The organism is Streptomyces sp. NPDC028910 (genome assembly GCF_055564955.1).
In genome coordinates this window covers 32,111-46,888 of sequence record NZ_JBVHVF010000001.1, presented here as the reverse complement: position 1 = coordinate 46,888, position 14,778 = coordinate 32,111, and the positions used below count along the sequence as shown (strand labels likewise).

At 72.5% G+C, this 14,778-nt stretch carries 11 protein-coding genes, 1 tRNA gene and 2 pseudogenes; 7 read left to right on the top strand and 7 right to left on the bottom strand.

Going from position 1 to position 14,778, the window contains the following annotated elements; all coding sequences use genetic code 11:
• Positions 1-122: 122 nt before the first annotated feature.
• The gene (locus ACZ4TV_RS00215; RefSeq protein ID WP_468129041.1) at positions 123-878 is read left to right on the top strand and encodes an alpha/beta fold hydrolase; all 756 of its coding nucleotides are present in this window, start codon (positions 123-125) and stop codon (positions 876-878) included.
• Between the two features lie 72 nt (positions 879-950).
• Here ACZ4TV_RS00215 and ACZ4TV_RS00210 read toward each other — a convergent pair.
• Both ACZ4TV_RS00210 and ACZ4TV_RS00205 read right to left on the bottom strand, forming a co-directional pair.
• Positions 951-1,023: transfer RNA gene (locus ACZ4TV_RS00210), tRNA-His, on the bottom strand.
• Between the two features lie 74 nt (positions 1,024-1,097).
• Positions 1,098-1,940, bottom strand: a complete 843-nt coding sequence (locus tag ACZ4TV_RS00205) for a CTP synthase C-terminal region-related (seleno)protein (protein WP_468129039.1) — start codon at positions 1,938-1,940, stop codon at positions 1,098-1,100.
• A gap of 77 nt (positions 1,941-2,017) precedes the next feature.
• On the opposite strand from ACZ4TV_RS00205, the gene ACZ4TV_RS00200 reads away from it, so the two are divergent.
• Together ACZ4TV_RS00200 and ACZ4TV_RS00195 are read left to right on the top strand one after the other, a co-directional pair.
• On the top strand, positions 2,018-2,863 hold the full coding sequence (locus tag ACZ4TV_RS00200; RefSeq protein ID WP_468129869.1) for a LysR family transcriptional regulator: 846 nt from the start codon (positions 2,018-2,020) through the stop codon (positions 2,861-2,863).
• Complete coding sequence (locus ACZ4TV_RS00195) at positions 2,860-3,999, top strand: M24 family metallopeptidase (protein ID WP_468129037.1); 1,140 nt, start codon at positions 2,860-2,862, stop codon at positions 3,997-3,999. The genes ACZ4TV_RS00200 and ACZ4TV_RS00195 overlap by 4 nt, the downstream gene beginning before the upstream one ends.
• A gap of 43 nt (positions 4,000-4,042) precedes the next feature.
• On the opposite strand, the gene treZ is transcribed toward ACZ4TV_RS00195, so the two are convergent.
• Positions 4,043-5,845 carry a malto-oligosyltrehalose trehalohydrolase gene (gene treZ / locus ACZ4TV_RS00190; RefSeq protein WP_468129035.1) on the bottom strand — a complete coding sequence of 601 codons (1,803 nt, stop codon included), beginning with the start codon at positions 5,843-5,845 and terminating at the stop codon, positions 4,043-4,045.
• 110 nt (positions 5,846-5,955) lie between these two features.
• On the opposite strand from treZ, the gene ACZ4TV_RS00185 reads away from it, so the two are divergent.
• The 3 genes and pseudogenes from ACZ4TV_RS00185 to ACZ4TV_RS00175 all read left to right on the top strand — a co-directional run.
• Positions 5,956-6,519, top strand: coding sequence for an FHA domain-containing protein (locus ACZ4TV_RS00185; protein WP_468129033.1), 564 nt, complete (start codon positions 5,956-5,958; stop codon positions 6,517-6,519).
• A 43-nt stretch (positions 6,520-6,562) separates the two neighbouring features.
• Positions 6,563-7,045 (top strand): GNAT family N-acetyltransferase, encoded by a 483-nt coding sequence (locus ACZ4TV_RS00180; protein ID WP_468129031.1) that lies wholly within the window; start codon positions 6,563-6,565, stop codon positions 7,043-7,045.
• Positions 7,030-7,848: pseudogene (locus ACZ4TV_RS00175) on the top strand (transposase); the annotation flags it as partial. The gene ACZ4TV_RS00180 and the pseudogene ACZ4TV_RS00175, both read left to right, overlap by 16 nt.
• Positions 7,849-8,080: 232 nt before the next feature.
• Here the strand turns inward: ACZ4TV_RS00175 and ACZ4TV_RS00170 are convergent.
• From ACZ4TV_RS00170 to ACZ4TV_RS00160, 3 genes are all read right to left on the bottom strand, one after another.
• A complete protein-coding gene (locus tag ACZ4TV_RS00170) occupies positions 8,081-9,538 on the bottom strand; it encodes a cytochrome P450 (RefSeq protein WP_468129867.1) in 1,458 nt (485 codons plus the stop codon).
• Positions 9,539-10,308: 770 nt separating this feature from the next.
• Positions 10,309-10,542 (bottom strand): hypothetical protein, encoded by a 234-nt coding sequence (locus ACZ4TV_RS00165; RefSeq protein ID WP_468129029.1) that lies wholly within the window; start codon positions 10,540-10,542, stop codon positions 10,309-10,311.
• A gap of 261 nt (positions 10,543-10,803) precedes the next feature.
• Positions 10,804-12,105, bottom strand: coding sequence for a M14 family zinc carboxypeptidase (locus ACZ4TV_RS00160; protein WP_468129865.1), 1,302 nt, complete (start codon positions 12,103-12,105; stop codon positions 10,804-10,806).
• Between ACZ4TV_RS00160 and ACZ4TV_RS00155 the strand changes: the two are divergent.
• Positions 12,106-12,376, top strand: a pseudogene (locus tag ACZ4TV_RS00155) (hypothetical protein); the annotation flags it as partial.
• A gap of 65 nt (positions 12,377-12,441) precedes the next feature.
• Here the strand turns inward: ACZ4TV_RS00155 and treY are convergent.
• Complete coding sequence (gene treY / locus ACZ4TV_RS00150; protein WP_468129027.1) at positions 12,442-14,745, bottom strand: malto-oligosyltrehalose synthase; 2,304 nt, start codon at positions 14,743-14,745, stop codon at positions 12,442-12,444.
• Between the last annotated feature and the right edge of the window lie 33 nt (positions 14,746-14,778).

Sequence of the window (14,778 nt, the reverse complement as noted above, 5' to 3'; positions counted from 1 at the left end):
GCGGGACAACCTCCATGGCGAGCGGCGCGGTGGGCGACGTCGGTTCCACGGTGTGATCGCAGGCGCGGCGGGCAGAACGTACGGCGTCGGTTGTCACCTTCCCCGTCACCGAGGGAGAACGCATGGCCATCGCCCACCGTCGGATCGGCACCGGACCCGTCCGCGTCATCGTGCTGCACGACTGGTTCGGGACCTCCGCCAACTGGGGCTCCGTACTGGACCACCTGGACCCCGAGGGGTTCTCGTACGCCTTCCTGGACTACCGCGGCTACGGCGACCGGCGGGACGTCCCGGGCCGCTACAGCCTCTCCGAGATCGCCGACGACGTCCTCCAGCTGGCCGACCAGCTCGGCTGGGAGACCTTCTCCCTCCTCGGTCACTCCATGGGCGGCAAGGCGATCCAGCAGGTCCTCGTCAGGGCCCCCGAGCGCATCGAGAAGCTGATCGGGCTCGCCCCCGTACCGGCCGCGCCCTACGAGATGGACGACACGACCCACGCCCTCTTCTACGGCGCCGCCGAGGACCCGGAGAAGCGACGCGTCATCCTCGACCTGGTCACCGGGAACCGGGCGAGCCGCCACTGGGTGGACCGCATGGTCGCCCACTCCCGGGAGGTCTCCCGGCCCAAGGCCTTCGCCGCCTACCTGGCGAGCTGGCAGCCCCTCGACCTGTCCTCCGCGGTGAAGGGCAACACCGTCCCGGTGCTCGTCCTGGTCGGGGAGTACGACCTCGCGCTGACCGCCGAGGTGATGCGCGCCACCTGGCAGGCCTGGTACCCGAACTGCCGGATCCGCACCATCCGGGGGGCCGGCCACTACCCGCCCCACGAGACCCCGGTGACCTTCACCACCGAGGTGGAGGCCTTCCTGCGGGCCTAGGACCCGGGGGCCGACCGCGGAAAAGCCCGTGAGGGGTACGAGGAAACCTCGTACCCCTCACGGGACGAACAGGGTGAGTGACGGGACTTGAACCCGCGGCCACCTGGACCACAACCAGGTGCTCTACCAACTGAGCTACACCCACCACGAAGGGCGGCGGACCGCCCGTTCGATGTGCAAGCACAGCATAGCCGATCAGACGGGTGGCCCCGCGACGCGTTATCGGCCGGCGGCGCGGGCCACGGCGTGGGCGACGGCGGCCCCGGCGAGGGCCCGGATGATCGGGTGCGGCCTCGTCCCGTCCCCGTGCAGCTCCGGCTGGAACAGCGTGGCCAGGAAGAAGGGGTGCCCGGGCAGCTCCACTATGCGCGCGCGGCCCTCGTCGTCGTGCCCCGACAGCCGCAGTCCGTGCGCCGTGAGCACCGGCAGATGCCGGGGCGCGGGCCCGTAGGCGCAGTGGTAGCGCTCCGTCGACCGCTCCGCGCCGAGCGCGGCCTCCGCGAGCGAGCCGGGCTCGGCCCGTACCAGGCCCTCGTGCCCGACGAGCGAACAGGCGAGCGGGGCGATCAGCGGGTCCGCCGCCCCGGGGTCGTTCTCGGCGTGCGCGGCGCCGGTCAGCCCGCACACCGTCCGGGCGTACTCCAGCAGGGTGTGCTGGAAGCCGCCGCAGGTCCCGAGGAAGGGGACGGCCTCCTCGCGGGCCACCCGGATCGCCGCCAGCGCCCCGGCCTCACTGGCGTACGGGCTGCCGGGAAGCACCCACACGGCGTCGAAGCGGGCCAGTGTCCCGGCGGCGGCCTCGGCCTCGGCGTCGCCGGTGGGGATCCAGTACGCGTCGAGGACGAGCCCGTCGCGGGAGGCCAGGGCGTCGAGCAGGAGCGGGATCCGGGTGTGGGACTCCACGTGCGGGGAGCGGTCGCCGACGAGGGCGATCCGCGCGCTCTGGGCGGACTGGGTGGACTGGGTGGACTGGGTGGACTGGCTGGACTGGGTGGTCCGGGCGGTCCGGGCGGTCTGGGTGGTGGGCGCGGTCCGTGTGGTTCGTGCCGTGGCGGTGGTCATGCGGATCATCCTGCGACCGGATCACGCTTCAGCGCCAACGATGGTTCGTGCACGCTCGATAAGCGATCCTGATGACCATGGATCCGCACCTGCTCCGCACCTTCGTCGCCGTGGCCCGGCTCTCCTCCTTCTCCGCGGCCGCCCGCGAGCTGGGCTACACGCAGTCCGCCGTCTCGCAGCACATCGCCGCGCTGGAAGGGGACCTGCGGGCCGAGCTGCTCACCCGCCGGCCCGTCGCGCCGACCCCGGCCGGGGTGCGGCTGCTGGAGCACGCGGGGCCACTGCTGCTGCGGCTCGACGCCGCTCGGGCCGACGTGCTGCGGCTGGCCTCCGCCCCGCCCGGCCGCGTCACGCTCGCCGCGTCCCCGCTCGCCGTCGGGCCCCGGCTGCTCGCGGCCCTGCCCGCCACCGGCGTCACCCTGCGGGTGCTGCCCCCGGCCGAGGTGCCCGCGGCCGTCGCCACCGGGGGCTGTGATCTCGGCCTCGTGGACGGTCCGGCCGCGCCCAGCGATCCCCTGCGGCTGCCCGACGTGGCACCGCTCACCGTGACGGGCGTGGGCGAGGAGGAGCTGGCCGTGCTGCTGCCCGCCGCGCATCCCCTCGCCGGGCGGGCCGCCGTCCGGCTGGACGACCTCGCCGACGCGCGCTGGCTCGACGCCCCCGGTGTGGGGCTGCCGCTCACCGCCGCCCGGGCCTCCGTGCGCTACGACGGCACCGACCTGCTCGCCCTCTGCGCCCTCGCCACCGCCGGGCACGGCCTCGTGCTGCTCCCGCGCCGCGTCGCCGAGGCCGCCGGCGCGGGGGTCGCCGTACCGCTGTCCGCGCCGCGCCTGGTGCACCGTACGGAACTGCTCACGCCGGGAAGCCCCACCGGCGCGGCCGCGGCGCTCGCCGCACGGCTCACGGCAGGATCACCCGTATGACCTACGACGCGAACGCCGAGGGCCCGGCCCCCTTCACGGCCGATGACTACGCCGCCCGGATGACCGCGGCCGCACGGACCGCCGCCGAGGCGGGACTCGCCGGGCTGCTGATCGCCCCCGGGCCCGACCTCACGCACCTCACCGGATACCGGCCCACCGCCGAGACCGAGCGGCTGACCCTGCTCGTGCTGGCCGCCGGGCAGGAACCGGTGCTCGTCGTACCCGCCCTGGAGGCGCCCGACGCGGCCAAGGCCCCCGGCGCCGCCGCGCTGGCCCTGCGGGACTGGACCGACGGGAAGAACCCGTACGCCGTGACCGCCCCGCTGCTGGACCGCGGCGGGCGCTTCGGGGTGAGCGACAACACCTGGGCGCTCCATCTCCTCGGCCTCCAGCGGGAGTTGCCGGCCACCTCCTACGCGCCGCTCACCGAGTGCCTGCCCATGCTCCGCGCGGTGAAGGACGAGCGGGAACTGGAGCGCCTCGCCGCGGCGGGCGCCGCCGCCGACGCCGCCTACGCGCAGGTCCTCCACCTCCCCTTCGCCGACCGCCGGGAGACGGACGTCGCCGCCGACCTGGCCGCCCTGCTGCGCGCGCACGGCCACTCCCAAGTGGACTTCACCGTCGTCGGCTCCGGCCCCAACGGGGCCAACCCGCACCACGAGGCCGGTGACCGGGTCATCCGCCACGGCGACATGGTGGTCCTCGACTTCGGCGGCCTGCGGTTCGGCTACGGCTCCGACATCTCCCGCACCGTGCACGTGGGCGAGCCCAGCGCCGAGGAGCAGCGGGTCCACGACATCGTCCGCGAGGCCCAGCAGGCCGGCGTGGCGGCGGTCCGGCCGGGCGTCTCCTGCCAGGAGGTGGACCGGGCGGCGCGCGCCGTGATCACCGAGTTCGGCTACGGGGACCGCTTCATCCACCGCACCGGCCACGGCATCGGCGTCACCACCCACGAGCCCCCGTACATGGTCGAGGGCGAGGAGCAGCCCCTGGTCCCCGGCATGTGCTTCTCCGTGGAGCCGGGCGTCTACCTGCCGGGCCGGTTCGGCGTCCGCATCGAGGACATCGTGACCGTCACGGAGAACGGCGGGCGCCGCCTCAACAACGCCCCGCGCGAGCTGGCGATCGTCGAATAGCCCGCACGGCAGCCGGCACGGCAGCCCGCACGGCAGAACACCCTCAGGGCCCCAGGACGACCGCTGACGCGCCCGGTACGCGGATCCGCCCGTCCGGGTCCGGGTGTTCGAGCGGCTCCCAAGCGGCCAGCACCCGCACCCCGTTGCGGCCCAGCGGGATCGTCGCCGCGTCGTTCGAGAGGTTCACCACCACCCGTACGTCGCCGCGCCGGAAGGTCAGCCAGCGCCGCTCCTCGTCGAAGGCGACCCGGACCGCTGCCAGGTCCGGGTCGCGCAGGTCCGGGTGGGTGCGGCGGAGCGCGATCAACGTGCGGTACCAGTCCAGCAGGCGGGCGTGGGCGGCCTGTCCGGGCTCCGACCAGTCCAGGCAGGAGCGCTCCCGGGTGGCCGGGTCCTGCGGGTCCGGGATCTCCTCGGCCTTCCAGCCGTGCGCCGCGAACTCCCGGCGCCGGCCGGTGCGCACCGCCTCGGCGAGCTCAGGGTCGGAGTGGTCGGTGAAGTACTGCCACGGGGTGCGCGCGCCCCACTCCTCGCCCATGAACAGCATCGGCACGAACGGCCCGGTCAGCGCCACGGTCGCGGCGCACGCCAGCAGCCCGGGGGAGAGGGAGGCGGCGAGCCGGTCGCCGAGCGCCCGGTTGCCGATCTGGTCGTGGTTCTGGGTGTAGCCCAGGAAGCGGTGGGCCGGGGCGCGGCGGCGGTCCACCGGGCGGCCGTGGGTGCGGCCCCGGAAGGCGGACCAGGTCCCGTCGTGGAAGAAGGCCCGGGTCAGGGTCTTGGCGAGGGCGGCGAGCGGGGCTTCGGCGAAGTCGGCGTAGTACGCCTGGGATTCGCCGGTCAGCGCGCAGTGCAGGGCGTGGTGGAAGTCGTCGTTCCACTGGGCGTGCAGGCCCAGCCCCCCGTCGGCGCGCGGGGTGGTGGTGCGCGGGTCGCACCGGTCGGACTCGGCGATCAGGAACAGCTGCCGCCCGGTGTCCGCGGCCAGCCCGTCGACGGCCGCGGCCAGCTCCTCCAGGAAGGTCAGCGCCCGCTCGTCGGCCAGCGCGTGCACGGCGTCGAGCCGCAGCCCGTCGATCCCGTAGTCGCGCAGCCAGGCCAGCGCGCTGCCGATGAGGTACGCGCGCACCTCGTCGGAGCCGGGCGCGTCCAGGTTCACCGCCGCTCCCCAGGGGGTGTGGTGGGTGTCGGTGAAGTACGGGCCGTAGGCGGGCAGGTGGTTGCCGGAGGGGCCGAGGTGGTTGTGGACCACGTCCAGCACCACGCCCAGCCCGGCCTCGTGCGCGGCCGCCGTGAAGCGGGCCAGCCCGGCCGGGCCGCCGTACGGCTCGTGCACCGACCAGGGCGCGACCCCGTCGTACCCCCAGCCGTGCCGGCCGGGGAAGGAGCAGACCGGCATCAGCTCCACGTGCGTGACGCCGAGGGCGGTCAGGTGCCCGAGGCGGGCCGCGGCGGAGTCGAAGGTGCCCTCGGGGGTGAAGGTGCCGATGTGGAGCTCGTACAGGACCGCGTCCTGGAGCCGGGTGTGCGGTGGGGGCGCCGGTGCCGGTGTGGGTGTCGGCGCCGGTGTCGGTGTCGGGGTCGGTGTGGGTGTCGGCGGTGGGGCGAGGGCCTCGAAGTCGACCACCGCCGACAGCCCGTCGGGTCCGTCCGGCAGCCGCCGCCCGCGCGGATCCGGCCGTGGGCGGGGGGCGCCGTCCAGCAGGAACCCGTAGCGGCTCCCCTCGCGGGCCGGGGCGTCGACGGTCCACCAGCCGCTGCGGTCCGGATCGCGTGCCATCTCGTACGTCGCGTCGTCGAGTCGCATGGCGACATGACCGGTCAGCGGTGCCCACACCTCGAACTGCATGGACGTTCCCCTCGTCTGCGGCGCTGTTCAGCATGCGTATCCTGCCCATCATTCCGGGGGCGGCGGGGGAGTTCTGGACACTCCGGCCCCGACGGGCCGACAATCACCCTGTGACGTCGAGTTTCGAGTTCTCCGCCCATCCCGTGCCGCGGCTCTCCGACGCCGAGCGTGACTGGGCGCTGGACCAGCTCCGCGAGGGCGCGGCCCTCGGCATGCTCTCGCACGACACCCTCGTGCGCCGTATCGAACTGGCGCTGGCCGCGCGCCGATCCGAGGACCTCGCCGTCCTCACCGCCGACCTCCAGACGCGGGAGGGCGCCCAAAGCTCCTGGACCAGTCGGCTGTTCGGCTGGGTGGGGCGGGTCTCCGCCGTCTCGGTCGGTGTCCGGCGCGCCTGGGCCGCCGAGAGACTGCCCAAGCTGCTGCTGCCGCACCCCAGCTCGGCGGGCCTGCGGATCGGCCGCGATCCCGGCAACGGGCTGCGGCTCAGCCACGAGACCGTCTCCCGGGCGCACGCGGAACTGCGCCTGTGTGACGGGGTGTGGGTGCTCAAGGACCTCGGCTCCACCAACGGGACCACGGTCAACGGGCACCGTGTGACGGGTTCCGCGGTGGTCCGGGACGGCGACCAGGTCGGCTTCGGGAAGATGACCTTCCGGCTGTCGTCGAGCTGACCCGGTTCACCGGCGCGCCGGCCCGTGGTGCAGGGTGGCGGGCATGGAACACATGCCTGTCGTACGCCGCGCACGCGTCGGGGACCTGCCCCGCCTGGTCGAACTCATGCGGGAGCACATCGCGTACGAGAAGTCGGCGCCCCGGCCGCCGGGTCTCGCCGAGCGGCTCGGGCGGCAGCTGTTCGCCGAGGACGCCCGGATGTGGGTGCTGCTCGCCGGGACCCCGGACGGCGAGGTCGCCGGATACGCCGCCTGCTCGGCCGAGTTCTCCTTCTGGGACGCACGCCACTACCTCCACATGGACTGCCTCTACCTGGCGCAGGAGGCGCGGGGCCACGGTCTCGGCGCGGCCCTGATGGACGGCGTGACGGAGCTGGCCCGGGAGCTCGGCGTCGACCAGGTCCAGTGGCAGACGCCCGACTGGAACGAGGGCGCGATCCGCTTCTACGACCGGCTCGGGGCCGCCGGCTTCCCGAAGCGCCGGTACGCCCTGCCCGTGGAGTCCACTCCCTGTACGCGTGCCTGACCGCGCGGAGCGACGCCCTGTTCGAGCTGCGCGACGCGCTGCTGTGCACCGACGGTCCGGTCCGCACCCTCGTGGACCTGGCGCTCGCTCCCGAGTACCGGCGCGAGCACGGGGCCTTGTACTCCGGGATCAACCACGGTCGTATCGACGTCACTCGGCTTCGGCGGGCACTGACCAGTGTCCCGCTTCCCCGAACCGGCGACGGCCGGCTGGTGCTGGCGGTGGACGTCTCGCCGTGGTTGCGGCCGGACGCCGACACCTCCTCAGACCGCTCGTTTTGCCATACCTTCGGCCGGGGCCTGGGCAAGCACCAGATGGTGCCCGGCTGGCCGTACTCGATCGTCGCCGCGCTGGAGACCGGCCGGACTTCGTGGACCGCGCTGCTGGACGCGATCCGGCTGGAGCCCGGCGCCGACTTGGCTGCGGTCACCGCCGACCAAGTCCGCGAGGTCGTCCAACGTCTCGTGGACGCCGGCCAGTGGCGGGACGGGGACGCGGAAGTCTTGGTCGTGCTGGACGCGGGCTACGACGCGCCCCGCATCGCCCACCTCCTGGCCGACCTGCCCGTGGAGGTTCTGGGCAGGCTCCGCTCGGACCGGGTGATGCGCAAGCCCGTTCCAGGGCCGTGGATCTGCCCGCCGCAGGGTGGACGGCCGCCCGAACACGGCGGTGAGTTCGTCTTCGGTGACCCGGCCACCTGGGGCGAGGTCACCGCGGTGACCGTTACCAATACCGACCGGTACGAGGCGGCGACGGCGCAGGACTGGGACCGGCTCCACCCACGGCTGACCCGGAGGGCGGCCTGAGAATCGGCGGCCCGCTACCCGCTACGACGTCGGACGCGTCCTCGCCACCGGCGAGGCGTATGCCCGGCCCGCCCACCACAGCGTCGGTACCAAACCCCGCAGAACAGGCTGACAAGCGGCATCTAGGATCAGCACACTCGGCCGCGGGGCCGAGTCAGCGTCCACTGGTTCGTGGTCATGAGCCCACTTCTTGGATGGCTCTGCTGGCCCACAGAGGCGCTCGCCCGACTCATCTCGCGCCGGGGTTAAACGGCAAGCTTAGCGGCTGGAGTCTCACGGGAATACATGAAGGAGCAACGGCAACTTTCGCAGTGAGGGTCATGTCTGCGTCATTGACCGGTTCCACGGAAAATGCTCTGAGAATGTGGGACAAGAGTGCAATGCAGAGTTGTTCTGCAGCCTGACTGCCGATGCAATGGCGGGGACCGGCACCGAACGGCAAGAAGTCTGCCAAGGTGGCCCCCTCCTCGAACCTGCTCGGATCGAATAGGATCGGGTCCTCGAATATCTCAGGGTTGACGCCAATCGCCGGTTTTGCCCAAAGGATATTCGTTCCGGCTGGTACGAGGATCCCGCTCGCTTCGACGTCTATTCGATCTGACCGCTTGGAGCTGAACGGAACCGGTGGGTGAAGTCTCAGCGTCTCGTAGAACACCGACCGCACCATCTCTGACGCCTCCTTGTTGTCACTGGGTTCCCCATCCCCTGCAGCCCAGGAGGCCCGCACCTTACGCTGAATTTCCGGATTGCGCGAGAGTTCGATGAGGCATTGAGTGATGGCGTACGTCATGGCGTCGGTGCCGCCAAGTACGAGCGACATCAATTCTTCGATTCGCCGCCGCCGCCTCCAACCACCCTCGTTCCTTATTCGTTCGGCGACAGTCGCGCGATTTTCTCCAGTGCCTTTAGTGGCGAAAGGGCACCCTCGATTGTCCAACATCGAACTCAGGGTTGAAGCCAGATATCTGTACGCGGATCGAGTCTGGAGGGTGCGGTGCAGGAAGATGAAGCGGCGGAAGGGCGGATGGAAAGTGCGGTAGCCGATCTCTTCTTCGATTCGCCCGAGGCAATCCAGGTACCCGGGGAGATCGGGAAGGTGCCAGGGTGTCCCCAAAAGTAGGCTCCCCAGAGAGTTGGCGCTCCAGCTTTGCACTTCACGGAGGAGGGCCGTCGGGCCTTCGGGATCCCCTGCCCCGTGTGCTGCGTTCCTCTCGGTGAACTGAACGGCGAATGCGTCTGCCTCGTGCTTGAAATGGCCTAGCGCCTTCCTGTTGAGAAGGCCGCCGATCGAGCGTCGGTGGCTTTGTAGTTCTTCCCCGCCAGGCATCCCCATCATGCTGATGGGGAGAACGGTTCTATCCGCTTGCCGATTGGAGTCGAACGATCTGTGGTGGAGGTTCTTGGATGCCATATTAACTGAAACGTAAGGGCGGGAACCCCACCCTAGGTGAATGCGAACGACCGGCCCGTATTCTTCGTGCAATGTGCGCAAGGCTAGATCCCGGTGCCCCTGCCCGAACGTCAAAAGATCTGCCAGGTTTCCCATGAAGAAGGCGGGCTTTGGGCCTGGTATGTGTTGCCGCGAGCGGAATTCTCGATGTCGTCTATGGTATGCGAGAAAAAGAGTCAAGCCCGCCACTGCCGCGAGGGGCCCGAAGATCCAGGGCTGCAGATGGGCAATCGCCATCAATGCGGCAGCAACTGCAACAAGAACCAGCACTCCGGCTGCTGTAATGTAAATCGCTTGATAGAGGCGGAGGAGGGTTCTGTCGGCTGGGCTTGACGCCCTGGATATTTTTGATCTTGCGTTCGACATGCCTGGCACCCTCTGTTCGGGGAGGGGGACGACACGTCGGGTCCGGGTGGCGGTCATGGGGAAAGGCTCCTCAGGAGAGGTCGTGGAATTCGGTGGGGCGTTTGCCCGTCCGCCGTCTTTCGGCGTCAACCGATCACTCCATTGCGCCCCACCCACGGGCCTGCGGTCACGGCACGGAAACGCGGGACTTGACGAAGCAGCCCACCCGGCCCTCCGCGGGCCGTAGGCGGTGGCCCACTACTACCCGCGTTCGGAGCGCGCGGGACGAGCCCGCGGAATCGGTACGGCGGGCGAAAAGGTGGCCGGCTCACTTGGTCGCTTTCGGCCTCCTGCGCCACGGCGTCCCTCACCCTGCGGCCGTATGCCGAGCGCGGGGCGCCCCTGGAGCGGCTCTTCGCGGGCCGCCGGCTGGGGCCGCCCCTTGGCGGTGTGCCCCTCCGTCTCGACCAGTTGGCTTCGTACGCCTCTGCTCATCTGCTCGGTTGCGGGACAACCCTTAGGCCCGGCAAACGTCCCGCCGAACTGCGAAAACACTGATCAAGTTCGAGCTCGTTGGACGCCATACGTTAAACGACAAGGTCAGCTTGATCCTCTACCGGTTCAATCTCGGCGTCCTCGTCCTTGTCCACCGCGTCTACGGGCTACTCCGTCTCGGTGTCCTCGTCGGGGTAGGCGGGAAGGTTTTGCTCGACGAAGTCCGCTTCGGGAACCGCGCCGCTGTCCTCTACCGGTTCAATCTCGGCGTCCTCGTCCTTGTCCACCGCGTCTACGGGCAACTCCGTCTCGGTGTCCTCGTCGAGGTCGTCGGGGTAGGCGGGAACGTTTTGCTCGACGAAGTCCGCTTCGGGAACCGCGTCGATCCGGCCTTCGCTCATGGTCGTCTCCTGACAGCACAGCAGCAAACTGCTGTTGGTGGAATGGAATCCACAACATTCTTGGTCAGGGCGAGACCGGGCGTTGCCCGCAGACACCTACGATTCACCCTGACGAGTGCGGCGTGCGAGCGACTGAGGTTAAACGCCAAGCTTAGGGAATGTCGTCAAAGTAGCGTCGGCCGCCCGGAGGGCGGGGCAGGCCCCGCCAGCCCCGGGGGCACCTCCCAGCGGTAGCTGGGGGAGGGACTTTGACGACACGACCTAGGGCTTGCCGGCCGGGTGGTCGGCCGCCACGAGGCGTTCGTAGGTGGCCAGGACGGTCCGGGACTGGTGTTCCACCTGGGTGGCCACCGGGACCCAGCGGGCCCCGAAGCGGGCGGCGAACTCCTCGCACCACCCGGTGACCAGCCGGTCCAGCCCGGGCGCCGCCGGATGCCCCTGAGCGCCCAGCACCCGTAGCAGCATCGCGGCGGCCCGCAGTGACAGCCGCCGCCCGAAGGCGTCGATGCTGGCGATGTACGCCGCCGTGGCCTCCGTGGGAGCCCCGTCGCCGGTCCACTCGGCGGTGATCCGGGGAATCAGCGCGAGCGTCCAGTCCACCGCGCGCAGCAGGGGCGCCGCGGCCGGGTCCCCGTACGGCGGCGGACCCGGCCGGATGCGGTCCCGCACCGCGGCGACGAGCGCGGCGTCCACCACGAGCCGCTCGGCGAGCATCCGCAGGGCGCCGCGCGGGTCGGGGTGCGGGGCCGGGTCGTCCACCAGGTCCGAGGCCCACATGGGGACTTCGACGATCGCGGTGGTACCGGCGTAGCGGTGGGCGTGGTACCAGGTGCTGAGCCGGGTGTCCTCCGGGTGGAAGGCGCCGGCGGCTTCGCTGCCCGGCTGCGGGATCACGAAGATCCCGGGCCCGGGGGAGGGCCAGCCGGCGGCGTCCGAGGCCCCGTTCTCCACCGGGATGCGCAGCTCGGCGGCCGATTTGGCGAACGGCTCGGCGAGGCCCGGGATGTCCCTGGTGAGCTGGACCCAGGAGCCGCCCAGGTCGGTGGCGTGCAGCGAGACCTGGAGGACGGGCCGCAGTTCGTCGATGAGCGCGGTCAGGGCCAGGGTCTCGGGCGGCAGCCGGTCCGGGGGCAGTAAAGAGGGTGCCCACTCGGGCTGTTCGGGGCCGGGCGGCCGGTAGAAGCCGCGGTGGTAGTCCAGGAGCGAGTACGGGTGGGGCGTGCGGTGCAGGTCCGCGCCGTCCGGGTCGGCGCAGAGCAGGAAGTGCCAGCCGCAGCCCGCCCGCGGCGCCGGGTCGAGGAGCAGGCGCCGGACGAGCGAGAGGGCGGTGGCGCCGCCGACGGGCTCGTTGGCGTGCGCTCCGGCGACGACGAGGACGTTGCGGTCGGCGCCCCGCGGGGTGCCGGCGGCGGGGGCGACGGACAGGACCCACAGCGGCTGCCCGGCCCGGGAGGTGCCGACCTGGCGGAGCCGGACCTCGCCGGGGTGTTCGTCCGCCAGCGCGCGGGCGGCCAGCCCGAGTTCCTGCGGAGTGGGGTAGCACATGTCACGGAGGAGAGTCACATGGGATGCCATGCCCGCCGCGCTCCGCCCGTACCCGCACCGTCGCTGCCCGGGGCTCCGGCCCCGGACCTGGAGCGGTCCGTGGGCGGCGCCCTGCTGGAGCGCTTGCCGCGCGGGGTCCGGCTCACCCCCATGGGCCGCGCCTTCCTCCCGCACGCGCAGCTCGCCGTCCGCAGTGCCCGCCAGGCCGAGCGGGCCACCCGCGCCGCGGCCGGTGTGGCCGGCGGCGAAACCGCACCTCGCCACCGTGCACGCCCTGGCCGTCGGCCTCCACCGAGGCGCTGGAAGAGCAGCCGGAACGGGGCGCCGCCTAGGCCCACCGGCGGAGCCAGAGGGTCAGCGGCGGAGCCAGAGGCCTACCGGGTGGCCGTCCAGCAGGGTCGCCACCTCCGGCGCTCCGCTGTGCGGCGGACGCGGGGGGTGGGGTGGCAGGGCGGGGGTCCAGGTCCCCGGGGGCAGGTGCAGGCGGGTGCCGCGCCAGCCGCCCGACGCGGCCAGCCGGTGCGACAGCCGGGTGGCCGCGACCAGCAGGCCGGGGGCCCGGGTGAAGGCCACCAGGTGGTCGGCCGCCGGTCCCCGGGCCAGGACGGGGGAGTAGCCGCGGAAGAGCTCCGGCCGGTCCCGGCGCAGCCGCAGCAGCGTGGCCGTGAGGGCCAGCTTCTCCTCGGCCGGATCCTGCGGGGCGGCCCCCGCGTCCAGCCGTTCCAGCTCCCGGCGGGGGAAGCGGGCCGGGCGCCGGTTGTCGGGGTCGACCAGGGCCCGGTACTCGGTCTCCGCGCCCTGGTAGATCTCCGGGACCCCCGGCATCGCCAGGTGCAGCAGTGCCATGCCGAGGAGGTTGGCGCGGGCCGCCTCCGCCAGGTCCGCCGGGAGGTCGAGGGGGGCCCGGACGTAACCGGCGACGCTCGCCTCGTAGCCCTCGTCCCGGTCGGTCCAGCTGGTGCGCAGGGCGGCCTCGCGGACCGCCTTGAGCAGCGCGTCGGCCAGGCGGGGCACGGCCTCGGGGACCGGGCCGAGCCCCAGCGCGGTCTGCCGGGCCATCCAGGCCAGGTGGGGGTCGGGGTCGGCGTCGGGATCGGGGTCGCGGTCGGGGTGCGGGTCGGGGCCGGCGGGGCCGTCCATCAGGTCCGGCGCCTGCGAGAGCGCCGCGATCCGGGCCCGGACGTCCGCGCTGCGCTTGGTGTCGTGGGTGGACAGCACCGTCCCGGCGCCCGGCCACTCCCGGTCCAGGGCGGCGCAGTACGCGTGGAACTCCGCGGCCGACACCGCCGGCCGCCCCGGTTCCCCGCCGACCTCGGTGGCGGACAGCAGAGCCGCGTACCGGTAGAAGGCCCGGTCCTCCAGGGACTTGGCGCGCAGGGCCGCCGAGGTCTGGGCGAAGCGCGCGGCGAAGGCCGGATCCCGCAGCAGCAGCTCCCGTACGCCGGCGACCGCGTGCGGACCGGCCACCGCGGACGCCTGCTCCAGGGCGCGCGGCGGCAGCCCGGGATCTCCGGGATAGGTCCGGTAGACGGGGAACGCGATCAGCAACTCACCTACCGCCGGGCCGAGTTCGGCGCCTGCCTGTCGCTCCAGCGCCGTCAGTTCGGCGGCCAGATCGCCCGTCAGCACCTCCCGCGCGCACGCCCGGGCCGCCTCCGGCCACCGCGGCAGCCCGGTGGACTCCCCGTACCGGGCCGCCAGCTCCGCGGCCCCCGCCGGGTCGGTGAACAGCCCGTCCACCCGGTGCAGCGCGTCGTACCCGGTGGTCCCCGCCACCGGCCACGCGGGCGGCAGCCGCTCCTCGCGGGCGAGGATCTTCTCGACCACCACCCAGCAGCCGTCCCCCGCCGCCGCCCGCAGCCGCCGCAGGTACTCCTCCGGGTCCGCCAGCCCGTCCACGTGGTCGATCCGCAGCCCTTCCGCGACCCCGTCCCGGACCAGCTCCAGCACCTTCGCATGGGTGGCCGTGAACACCTCCGGGTCTTCCACCCGGACCCCGATCAGGTCCGAAATCGTGAAGAAGCGCCGGTAGTTGAGCGCCGTCCGGGCCTCCCGCCACCAGGCCGGCCGGTACCACTGCGCGGCGAGCAGCTCGGGCAGCGCCAGCCCCGCGGTCCCCTCCCGCAGCGGGAACTCCTGCTCCCCGTAGCGCAGCACCTCGCCGTCGGCCCGCAGGTCGCAGGAGTCCACCGGCCCGGCGAGCACCGGCAGCAGCACCTGACCGCCGCCCGCCTCCCAGTCGATGTCGAACCAGCGGGCGTACGGCGAGTCGGGCCCGTCCCGCAGCACCTCCCACAGGGGCCGGTTCAGCCGCAGCGGCGTCGGGACCGCCATGTGGTTGGGCACGATGTCGAGGACCAGGCCGAGCCCGTGCGCCCGGGCGGTCGCGGCCAGCGCCCGCAGGCCCGGTTCGCCGCCGAGCTCGGCCCGTACGCGGGAGTGGTCGGTCACGTCGTACCCGTGCGCCGAGCCGGGCACCGCCTCCAGTACGGGGGAGAGGTGCAGGTGCGACACGCCGAGCGAGGCGATGTGCGGTACGGCCGCCTCGGCCGCCGCGAAGGGGAACTCCGGACGCAGCTGGAGGCGGTAGGTCGACGCCGGAGTGACAGGTGTCGGAACATCAGATTCCGATTCGGTGGTCGAGTGCGGCTGGCTCATGAGAACGTACGTACCCAGCCTGCCGGATTCCGT

Excerpts from the sequence above, each read along its gene's own strand:
- treY (WP_468129027.1), bottom strand. The coding sequence starts at position 14,745 with ATGAGCCAGCCGCACTCGACCACCGAATCGGAATCTGATGTTCCGACA.
- ACZ4TV_RS00205 (WP_468129039.1), bottom strand. The coding sequence starts at position 1,940 with ATGACCACCGCCACGGCACGAACCACACGGACCGCGCCCACCACCCAG.
- ACZ4TV_RS00165 (WP_468129029.1), bottom strand. The coding sequence starts at position 10,542 with ATGAGCGAAGGCCGGATCGACGCGGTTCCCGAAGCGGACTTCGTCGAG.
- ACZ4TV_RS00215 (WP_468129041.1), top strand. The coding sequence starts at position 123 with ATGGCCATCGCCCACCGTCGGATCGGCACCGGACCCGTCCGCGTCATC.
- treZ (WP_468129035.1), bottom strand. The coding sequence starts at position 5,845 with ATGCAGTTCGAGGTGTGGGCACCGCTGACCGGTCATGTCGCCATGCGA.
- ACZ4TV_RS00195 (WP_468129037.1), top strand. The coding sequence starts at position 2,860 with ATGACCTACGACGCGAACGCCGAGGGCCCGGCCCCCTTCACGGCCGAT.
- ACZ4TV_RS00170 (WP_468129867.1), bottom strand. The coding sequence starts at position 9,538 with ATGGCGATTGCCCATCTGCAGCCCTGGATCTTCGGGCCCCTCGCGGCA.
- ACZ4TV_RS00180 (WP_468129031.1), top strand. The coding sequence starts at position 6,563 with ATGGAACACATGCCTGTCGTACGCCGCGCACGCGTCGGGGACCTGCCC.
- ACZ4TV_RS00200 (WP_468129869.1), top strand. The coding sequence starts at position 2,018 with ATGGATCCGCACCTGCTCCGCACCTTCGTCGCCGTGGCCCGGCTCTCC.